Raw genomic sequence first — 8962 nt, forward strand, 5'->3', positions numbered from 1 at the left:
CGCGAGAGCCAGTCGAATAGGGTGCGGTGGTTGGGCACCGCCTTGCCCCAGGCCTGGAAGGTGAGCTTGGGCAGGAGGCGCGATGGCACGTCGGAGCCCAGCCGCATGCGTTCCCAGCCGAGGATGAGCAGTGCCAATTGGCCAAGAAGCCCTTGCGAGAAATTGCCGTTCCAGATCGCGGCAGCATGCACGCGTTCGGAATGACGCAGCACGAAGTTGAGGGCTATCGAGGCGCCCAACGAATGCCCGAAAACGATCACCGGCAGTCCCGGATGCTCTTTCGCGATCAGGTCGTGAACGGCGTCAACATCGGTGATCACCTTGGCGATGCCGTTGCTGTCCGCGAACTTGCCGAGCTGCGCGTCGGGCGCCTTCGTCGCGCCATGGCCGCGATGGTCATGGGCGTAGACGTGGAATCCGTGCGGCGCGAGGTAATCGGCAAAGCGGGCGTAGCGCGCAGCATGCTCGGCCAGACCATGGTTGATCTGCACCACGGCGCGTGGCTTCGCCTCAGCGTGTTTCACATAGAGGTTGAGCTCGGCCCCGGTCGGTGAGGCCAGCCTGGTTTGCTTGTCGAATGGCATGTCTCGCTCCCTTGGTGACTGTTGGGCAAGGGCGCCACGTACGTCAAGTGGACGGGCGCGCTTGCGAACACGCCGATGGAGCGCTCAGCTGGGGATTGTTTTTTCGCACGGTGAAAAAAGATCGCAATTCTGACACGTCGGCTGTTCTAGTGTGACGAATCCAATACGGATCAATGATCGCCGGAGAGCGGGAATGCGGGTTTGGGCATTGTGGGGTTCAATGGTGCTGGCTCTGGTCGGCGCCGGCGCGGCGCATGCCGACGTGAAGATGAGCGGAACTTTCGTGGCCGACAGCGCCTGTCCGGCGACGCAGGCGATCAAGAACGGTAAGAACCCCGGCAACATCTCGACCGAAGCAGGCAAGTCCTACGATCTTCTTGCCGGCAACAAGGACGAGCCGACCCATTATCTCATCCAGGTGCCGGGCGCCGACCCCGAGCGGCGCTGGGTGAAGATCAGCTGCGGCCATGTCAGCGGCGGCAGCGCGGCGACCACCTCGGCGCCGTCCGGCCAGACCAAGCCGTCGGCCTCCGGAAAACCCGAATATGTCTTTGCGCTGAGCTGGGAGCCGGCCTTCTGCGAGACCAAGGCAAGCAAGCCCGAATGCAAGGCGCAGAATCCCACCGAGTTCGATGCCTCGCATTTCACGCTGCATGGATTGTGGCCGCAGCCGAACGGCAATTTCTATTGCCAGGTGCCGGCGGCCGACAAAGCCAATGACAATCCGGCGCATTGGGGAGATTTGCCGCCGGTAAAGCTCGACGCGAACACGCGCGCCGAGCTCGACCAAGTGATGCCAGGCACCGCCTCCAAGCTGGAGCGGCATGAATGGATCAAGCACGGCACTTGCTACGGCAAGAGCCAGCAGGAGTATTTCTCCGATGCGCTCAATCTGATGCGGGCGGTGAACGCTTCCCAGGTGCGCGATTTCTTCACCAAGAACATCGGCAAGCAATTGACCTCCGACCAGATCCGCGGCGCCTTCAACGCGGCCTTCGGCGCCGGCGCCGGGGACCGCGTGCGCGTCTCCTGTCTGGTCGACCCGTCGAGCGGCCGGCGTCTGATCGGCGAGATCACGCTCGGCCTGTCAGGCCCGATCGGGCCCGACAGCAAGCTCGCCGACCTCCTCATGGCGTCCGCGCCGACAGCCAAGGCCGGCTGTCCGAAGGGGACGGTCGACGCGATCGGTTTCCAGTAGGCGGGATTGATTGAGCAGGCCGTTCTTGGTCAGGCCGATCTGGGCGTCGCCTGGATGATGATCGGCTCGCTGCCTGGCTCCCCGACCACGCGGTCGCGGCCGCTGAATTTGGCCTTGTAGAGACGCTGATCGGCCAGCGCGAAAATGTCGGCAAGGGAGCGCGTCGTCTCGCTGACGGTGGAGACGCCGGCGCTCACCGTGATGTTGAAGCGGGCAGTATGCCCCGAGGTCTTGGTGGCGTTCCTGATGGTCTCCCCGAGCAGCCTGGCGGGCGCGTGCGACTGTTGCGTCAGTATGGCGAATTCCTCGCCGCCGATCCGGAACACCTGATCGTTGCCGCCGATCGTCTCGGCCAGCAGCGCGGCCATCGATTTCAACACCTTGTCGCCCTCGGCGTGGCCGAAGCGGTCATTGATCGACTTGAAATGGTCGACGTCGACGATGAGAAGGCTAAGCGGCTTGCCCATCCTGATGGCGGCCGTGACCGCGGATTCGCCGTCGGCATCGAAGCTGCCGCGATGCAGCAGGCCGGTAAGACCGTCGCGGCCGACATATTTGACCAGGGCCTCATAGCGTTCGCGTTAGGTGAGGGTGTCGAAGATGTCGGAGAGGCCGCGCGGTACGGCGACATCATTGTCCTCGATCCATTTGAGATAGGCTATGAGCATGCCGCTATAGGCAAGCGCGGCGCCCATCTTGGCGAGCCAGCCCCCCAAGAAGACCTCGATCGGCGCGCCGGCGACGAAATGCAGCGCGGTGAAGAAGCCGGCCTGATCGAAGGTGAGCACGCAGGCGACCGATGCTAGGATGCGCATGAACGGCCTGGCGCGCAGATAGGCGCCGAGCTTCTCGTAGAGCAGGATGATCAGGATGGCGTCGATGAAGAGCAGCGAGGTGCCCCAGACCATCAGCCAGCCCATCTCGTCGATGAAGGCGATGTCGGGCATCCTGCCGTCGGGAAGCGGCGAAACGGCGTGCAGCCGCAGGATCAGCACCAGGCCGATCATCAGGGCGTTGCCGAGCAAAAGACCGTAGATCGGTTGGCGCACGGTCGCCGCATCCTCCTTCATGTAGAGCAGAAGGATCATCACCAGCTTGCCGGAGAACAGCACGGCGGAGCCCGGCGATACCAGCCCGAACGGCAGCGCGACATAAAAGACGCTGGCGAGGTAGGTTTCGAGGAAGTGCATGACGCCGAGCGCGCAGATGAACACGCCAAGCCCGATGCGTCGCCGGAAGCGGAAAAGCGTGACCATGGCGCCGAAATACAGAACCGCTTCGGCAAGGAGCAGGGCACCGTTCAGCACGTCGTCGATCCGATCTTTCCCCGAAACCGCGGCATGGCCGCCAATTTGCCAACCTATTAGCGTTTTGAAGGCGAATGGTTAACCGCTGATTTCAGGCCATGGCCGGCGGCGGTGAAAAGCTATGGACGGAGTGGGACCGCAAAACCGGCGAATGCGCGCCGTTTGACGGCCTGCGCGCCGAAAGCGATTGCCGTGCAGCGCTTCATCGCCTACATAGCGCGCAACCCCCATTCACTTTGACACTTCAGTTTCCAGGGAAAGCGCGCGTGGCTCGCCAGTTCATCTATCACATGTCAGGCCTGTCGAAGGCCTATGGCACCAAGAAGGTGCTCGATAATGTTCACCTGTCCTTCTATCCGGACGCCAAGATCGGCATCCTCGGCCCCAACGGTTCGGGCAAGTCGACGATTCTGCGCATCATGGCCGGGCTCGACAAGGAATTCCAGGGCGAGGCGTGGCTGGCAGAAGGCGCGACCGTCGGTTACCTGGCGCAGGAGCCGCAGCTCGACAACACCAAGACCGTGCGTGAAAACGTCATGGACGGCGTCGCCAGGAAGACCGCCATCATCGAGCGCTACAACGAGCTGATGATGAACTATTCCGACGAGACGGCCGACGAGTCGGCCAAGCTCCAGGACGAGATGGACCGCCTCAATCTGTGGGATCTCGAACAGCAGGTCGAGATGGCGATGGACGCGCTGCAGTGTCCGCCGCCGGAGGCCGACGTGACCAACCTGTCGGGCGGTGAGCGTCGCCGCGTGGCGCTTTGCCGCCTGCTGCTCGAACAGCCCGACCTCTTGCTGCTCGACGAACCGACCAACCATCTCGACGCCGAGACCACGCAGTGGCTGGAAAAGCATCTGCGCGACTATCCGGGCTCGGTGCTGATCATCACCCACGACCGCTACTTCCTCGACAACGTCACCGGCTGGATCCTCGAGCTCGATCGCGGCCGCGGCATTCCTTACGAGGGTAACTACACCAAATATCTCGACGCCAAGGCCAAGCGCCTGATCCAGGAAGGGCGCGAGGACGACGCCCGTCAGAAGTCGATCTGGCGCGAACGCGAGTGGATCCAGTCCTCGCCCAAGGCGCGCCAGACCAAGTCGAAGGCGCGCATCAAGGCCTATGAGGAATTGGTCGAGCAGTCGCAGAACCGCAAGCCGACCGACACGCAGATCGTCATCCCGACGAGCGAGCGCCTCGGCAATGTCGTCATCGAGGTCGAAGGCCTCAACAAGGGCTTTGGCGACGAGCTGCTGATCGAGAACCTGTCGTTCAAGCTGCCGCCGGGCGGCATCGTCGGCGTGATCGGCCCGAACGGCGCCGGCAAGACGACGCTGTTCAAGATGATCACCGGTCAGGAGACGCCGGATGCTGGCTCGATCCGCAAGGGCGAGACCGTCAAGCTCGGCTATGTCGACCAGAGCCGCGACGCGCTCGACCCGAACAAGACGGTGTGGGAAGAGATCTCCGGCGGCGCCGAGGTCATCAAGCTCGGCAAGCACGAGGTCAACAGCCGCGCCTATTGCTCGTCCTTCAACTTCCGCGGCGGCGACCAGCAGCAGAAGGTCGGCAACCTTTCGGGCGGCCAGCGCAACCGCGTCCATCTGGCCAAGATGCTGAAGGGCGGCGGCAATGTGCTGCTGCTCGACGAACCGACCAACGACCTCGACACCGAAACGCTGGCCGCGCTGGAAGATGCGCTCGAAGCCTATGCCGGCTGCGCGGTCATCATCAGCCACGACCGCATGTTCCTCGACCGCATGGCCACGCACATGCTCGCCTTCGAGGGCGACGCGCACGTCGAATGGTTCGAAGGCAATTTCGAGGAGTATGAGAAGGACAAGCTGCGCCGCCTCGGTGCGGAAGCGGCGGCGCCACACCGCATGACGCACAAGCGGCTGACAAGGTAGCATCGGTCCGAAGGGGCGGCGAACAGAGCGAGGGTCTCAAATGGCTGACTGGTCCGCCGCCCAATATCTGAAGTTCGAGGATGAGCGCACGCGGCCCGCGCGCGATCTCGTGGCGCAGGTGCCGGTCGATTTTCCGCGCCGCGTCGTCGACATCGGCTGCGGTCCGGGCAACTCGACCGAACTTCTGGTCGAGCGCTGGCCGGACGCTCGGGTCAGCGGTTTTGACACCTCGCCCGATATGCTCGAAAAGGCGAGGGCGCGGCTGCCCAATGTCAATTTCGAGCTGGCGGACGCCGCCAAATGGCAGCCCGAGCATCCCGTCGACGTGATCTTCGCCAATGCCGTCTTCCAGTGGCTGCCGGAGCACCCGGCGGTGTTCCAGCGGCTGATTGGACTTCTGGCGCCGGGCGGCGCCCTGGCCGTGCAGATGCCGGACAATCTCGGCGAGCCCTCGCACCAGCTGATGCGCGAGACCGCGGCGGAAGTGCCGTTTGCGGCCAGGCTCAAGGGCGCCGCGCGCGGACCTCTGCCGCCGGTGTCCTTCTACTACGATCTGTTGTCGCCGCTCGCCGACCGGCTCGACATCTGGCACACGATCTACAACCATCCGCTGGCCGACGCCGAAGCGATCGTCGAATGGGTCAAGTCGACGGGGCTGAAGCCCTTCCTCGATCCGCTCGATCCGGATCAGAAGAAAGTGTTCCTCGACAGCTATACCGCCAAGATCGCCAAGGCCTATCCGAAAACCGCGAACGGCAAGGTGCTGTTGCGCTTCCCGCGTATCTTCATCGTCGCCAAACGCGCTTGAGCATCCACCACCTGAATGCCAGCGATGGTTGTCGAATTAAGCTGGAATAAACCGGGCAAATGCGACAAGTGTAGCGCCTCGCCTCGGCACCACTTGCCTCCCCTCGGACGGATTGGACATGCATCGCGTCATCATCAGCGGCATCGGCGCCGAAATCCCTGAACCCGTCATAACCAATGAGGAGCTGGTCGCAAGCTTCAACAGTTGGGTCGACACCGAGAATGCGCGGCGCGCCGACACCGGCGAGCCGCTTTTACAGAAATCGGACAGCGATTTCATCGTGCATGCCTCGGGGGTCAAGAGCCGTCATGTTATCGAGCGCGAGGGAATCCTCGATCCGACTCGCATGTCGCCGCGCATTCCGGCGCGGCCGGACGACGCGCTGTCATTGGAGGCGGAGTTCGGCATCGCCTCGGCCAGGAAGGCGCTTGCCCATGCAGGCGTCGATGGGTCAGACATCGACCTGGTGATCTGCTCGGCCTCGCACCATCAGCGGCCCTATCCGGCCATCGCCATCGAGATGCAGGAGGCGCTGGGCACTAAGGGGGCCGGCTTCGACATGGGGCTGGGCTGCTCTTCGGCGGCAGCCGCGCTGCATGTCGCCGTCAACCTGGTGAGGGCAGGGGCGCACAAACGTGTCCTGGTGTCGACGCCGGAAATCATCACCGGCCATCTCAACTTCCGCGATCGGCAGACGCATTTCATCTTCGGCGACGCCTCGGTCGCCATGGTCGTCGAGGGACTGGCGCAAGGCGAGAAGCGGCCGGGGCGTTTCGAGGTGCTCGACACACGCACCTGGACGCAGATGTCGAACAACATCCGCACCAATCTCGGCTATTACACGCGCACTGCCCAGGAGGATCCCTACATGATCAACCTGGAAGGCAATCTCATCAAGCAAGTCGGCAACAAGGTGTTCAAGGAAGTCACGGTTGCCGGGCAGAAGTTCATCGTCGAATTCCTGGCCGAGCACGGGCTGACACCGGGGGGCATCCGCCGCTTCTGGCTGCACCAGGCCAATGCGCGCATGAATGCGATGATCCTGAAATTGTCCTTCGGCCATGACGTCGACCATGACCGCGCGCCCATGGTGCTGGAGCGGCTCGGCAACACCGCCGGCGCCGGCGCAATCGTGGCGCTGTCCGAGAACCATGCCGACATGAAGGCTGGCGATTTCGGCCTGATCTGCGCCTTCGGCGCCGGCTATTCGATTGGGGGCGCGCTGCTCAGAATGCTGTAAAGCCATCCCGCCGCGTTACGCCGGCGCGAACGGCACCAGCATCGGCACGCGCCTGGCGTAGTCGTCATAGGCCGGGCCGAGTTCGCCGCGCAGGAAGCTTTCTTCCAGCCTCGCCTTGACAACGACGCCGACAAGCAACAGCGCCGCGCCCGCGATACCCCATATCGTGCCTTTGACGGCCGCCGTGGCGAGGATCGACAGCAGCAGGCCGGTGTAGATCGGGTGGCGGACGAGGCCATAGGGGCCGGTATCGACCACGCGATGATCGGCCTTGGCGGTGACGTTGGCCGACCACAGCCGGCCGAGATGAAGGCGCGCCCACCAGGCGAAGGCGATGCCGATAGCGATCAGCGCAACGCAGATCCAAGCCTCGGTGAGCGTCGGCGTCCAGAGCCGCAGCCTGCCGACATAGCCATGCGCCGGCACGAACATCAGCACGGCGCCGGCCAGCCAAAGGACACGATAGCGCGCCTCCGACTTGAGATCGGCGCGCTTTTGCGCGGGATCTGCCCAGGCAGCGGCAAGGACCCAGGATACCACCCAGAACAGCCAGAGTGCCGCGATTGCGTGTCCAACCTGCATGATCGAGCCTCCTCCCGATTGCGCCATCATTTATGGGGGCGTCGCGGCGGCAATGCGACGTGTGGTGCGGCGGTGGCAGCGTTTTTTGGTAATAACGTCGTGATCGCCATCAAGCGGCGTGATCGGATCATCAGCGCTTTCGACTGGACCGCATTCTTCGGCACCTTTAGACCAGCGGCATGCAGGAAACGAACCTGGAACTTTTTCCCATGGCAGAACCGATGGTTGACATCGTGCCGGGCCGCAAGCTCGCTGCCAAAGCAGCGGCGCTCTATGCAGCTCCGCACGATCATTTCGAGACGAGGGCGGTCGAGGAACTGCGGCTTGGCTTCGACGGTATCGCAGGCGACTTCCATGCCGGGGCAACGCGGCGTTCGGGCGGGCGCGAGCCCTGGTATCCGCGCGGCACCGAGATGCGCAACGAGCGGCAATTGTCGCTGGCCGCCGCCGATGAACTTGCCATTGTCGCGCGGCGCATGGGCCTCGCGGAGATCAAGTCGGAGTGGATCGGCGCCAATCTCGTGGTCGAAGGCGTGCCGCATCTGTCAATGCTGCCGGCCGGTTCGCTGATGTTCTTCAAGGGTGGCGTGACGCTCAAGGTCGATGGCCAGAACAAGCCGTGCCGCTTTGCCGGACAGTCGATCGCCGAGCATGTCGGCGCCGCGGATACCGATGCCACCGCGCTGCTCTTTCCCAAGGAGGCGAAACGGCTGCGCGGCCTCGTCGCCTGGGTCGAGAAGCCGGGCGTCATCAGGGCCGGCGAGGAGATCTCGGTGCGGGTGCCCGAGCAGTGGATCTACCGCTGAGGCATGCTGATATTCAGGTGAGGCCGGCCTGCGAACGGCGGTTTCCTGTGCTTCCGGTGCTCACGTACCCAAAAGTACGCTCCGCTCCGGTTCTCGGAACCCACCGTTCTCAACTCGCCCTGACCTGAATCTCAGCATACCTCGGCCGGTTTAGGCCCGGCCGAAAGAGTTTTAGCCTTTCCGGTTCTTGTTGGCGCCTTGCGCCATCACCGAGACATGGTCCCATTTTTCCCACATGGCGATGCGGTTGGCGTATTCCTGCCGGATCATCGGCAGGCCGCCATCGCCGAAGAAGACCCTGAGCGGCGGCTCGGCGGCATCGACGATCGCCAGCATTGCCGGGCCGGTCGCTTGCGGATCGCCGGCGACGGAACGGCTGCGGCGCTCGGCCATCGCCGCGCGGACCGGCTGATAGATGTCCATCGGCTTGGAAACCTTGGCCGACGGTCCGGCCCAGTCCGTGGAGAAGCCGCCCGGCTCGACCAGGGTCACGTGGATACCGAACTGGGCGACCTCCTGGC

At 63.7% G+C, this 8962-nt stretch carries 7 protein-coding genes and 2 pseudogenes; 5 read left to right on the plus strand and 4 right to left on the minus strand.

Annotated features, from left to right (window positions below):
* The coding region (locus EOA24_RS17960) for an alpha/beta hydrolase (RefSeq protein WP_133374541.1) at nucleotides 1-584 on the minus strand (584 nt) is incomplete at its 3' end.
* A gap of 193 nt (nucleotides 585-777) precedes the next feature.
* On the opposite strand from EOA24_RS17960, the gene EOA24_RS17965 reads away from it, so the two are divergent.
* The gene (locus EOA24_RS17965) at nucleotides 778-1782 is read left to right on the plus strand and encodes a ribonuclease (protein WP_126081965.1); all 1005 of its coding nucleotides are present in this window, start codon (nucleotides 778-780) and stop codon (nucleotides 1780-1782) included.
* A gap of 29 nt (nucleotides 1783-1811) precedes the next feature.
* On the opposite strand, the pseudogene EOA24_RS17970 reads toward EOA24_RS17965, so the two are convergent.
* A pseudogene (locus EOA24_RS17970) lies at nucleotides 1812-3089 on the minus strand (GGDEF domain-containing protein).
* Nucleotides 3090-3355: 266 nt separating this feature from the next.
* Here EOA24_RS17970 and ettA point away from each other — a divergent pair.
* The 3 genes from ettA to EOA24_RS17985 all read left to right on the plus strand — a co-directional run bounded on the left by ettA (nucleotide 3356) and on the right by EOA24_RS17985 (nucleotide 7053).
* Entirely contained in the window at nucleotides 3356-5005 is a 1650-nt protein-coding gene (gene ettA, locus EOA24_RS17975; protein ID WP_126081966.1) for an energy-dependent translational throttle protein EttA, read from the plus strand.
* A gap of 40 nt (nucleotides 5006-5045) precedes the next feature.
* Nucleotides 5046-5813 (plus strand): trans-aconitate 2-methyltransferase, encoded by a 768-nt coding sequence (tam, locus tag EOA24_RS17980; protein WP_126081967.1) that lies wholly within the window; start codon nucleotides 5046-5048, stop codon nucleotides 5811-5813.
* 118 nt (nucleotides 5814-5931) lie between these two features.
* Nucleotides 5932-7053: a beta-ketoacyl-ACP synthase III gene (locus EOA24_RS17985; protein WP_126081968.1), complete on the plus strand. Its 1122-nt coding sequence runs from the start codon at nucleotides 5932-5934 to the stop codon at nucleotides 7051-7053.
* 15 nt (nucleotides 7054-7068) lie between these two features.
* Here EOA24_RS17985 and EOA24_RS17990 read toward each other — a convergent pair whose 3' ends face one another.
* Nucleotides 7069-7635 carry an isoprenylcysteine carboxylmethyltransferase family protein gene (locus EOA24_RS17990; protein WP_126081969.1) on the minus strand — a complete coding sequence of 189 codons (567 nt, stop codon included), beginning with the start codon at nucleotides 7633-7635 and terminating at the stop codon, nucleotides 7069-7071.
* 179 nt (nucleotides 7636-7814) lie between these two features.
* Between EOA24_RS17990 and EOA24_RS17995 the strand changes: the two genes are divergently transcribed.
* Nucleotides 7815-8441 carry an MOSC domain-containing protein gene (locus EOA24_RS17995; RefSeq protein ID WP_126081970.1) on the plus strand — a complete coding sequence of 209 codons (627 nt, stop codon included), beginning with the start codon at nucleotides 7815-7817 and terminating at the stop codon, nucleotides 8439-8441.
* 171 nt (nucleotides 8442-8612) lie between these two features.
* On the opposite strand, the pseudogene EOA24_RS18000 reads toward EOA24_RS17995, so the two are convergent.
* Nucleotides 8613-8962 (minus strand): annotated as a pseudogene (locus EOA24_RS18000) (short-chain dehydrogenase/reductase); the annotation flags it as partial.

The sequence above is a fragment of the Mesorhizobium sp. M2A.F.Ca.ET.039.01.1.1 genome, assembly GCF_003998035.1.
GTDB lineage: Bacteria > Pseudomonadota > Alphaproteobacteria > Rhizobiales > Rhizobiaceae > Mesorhizobium.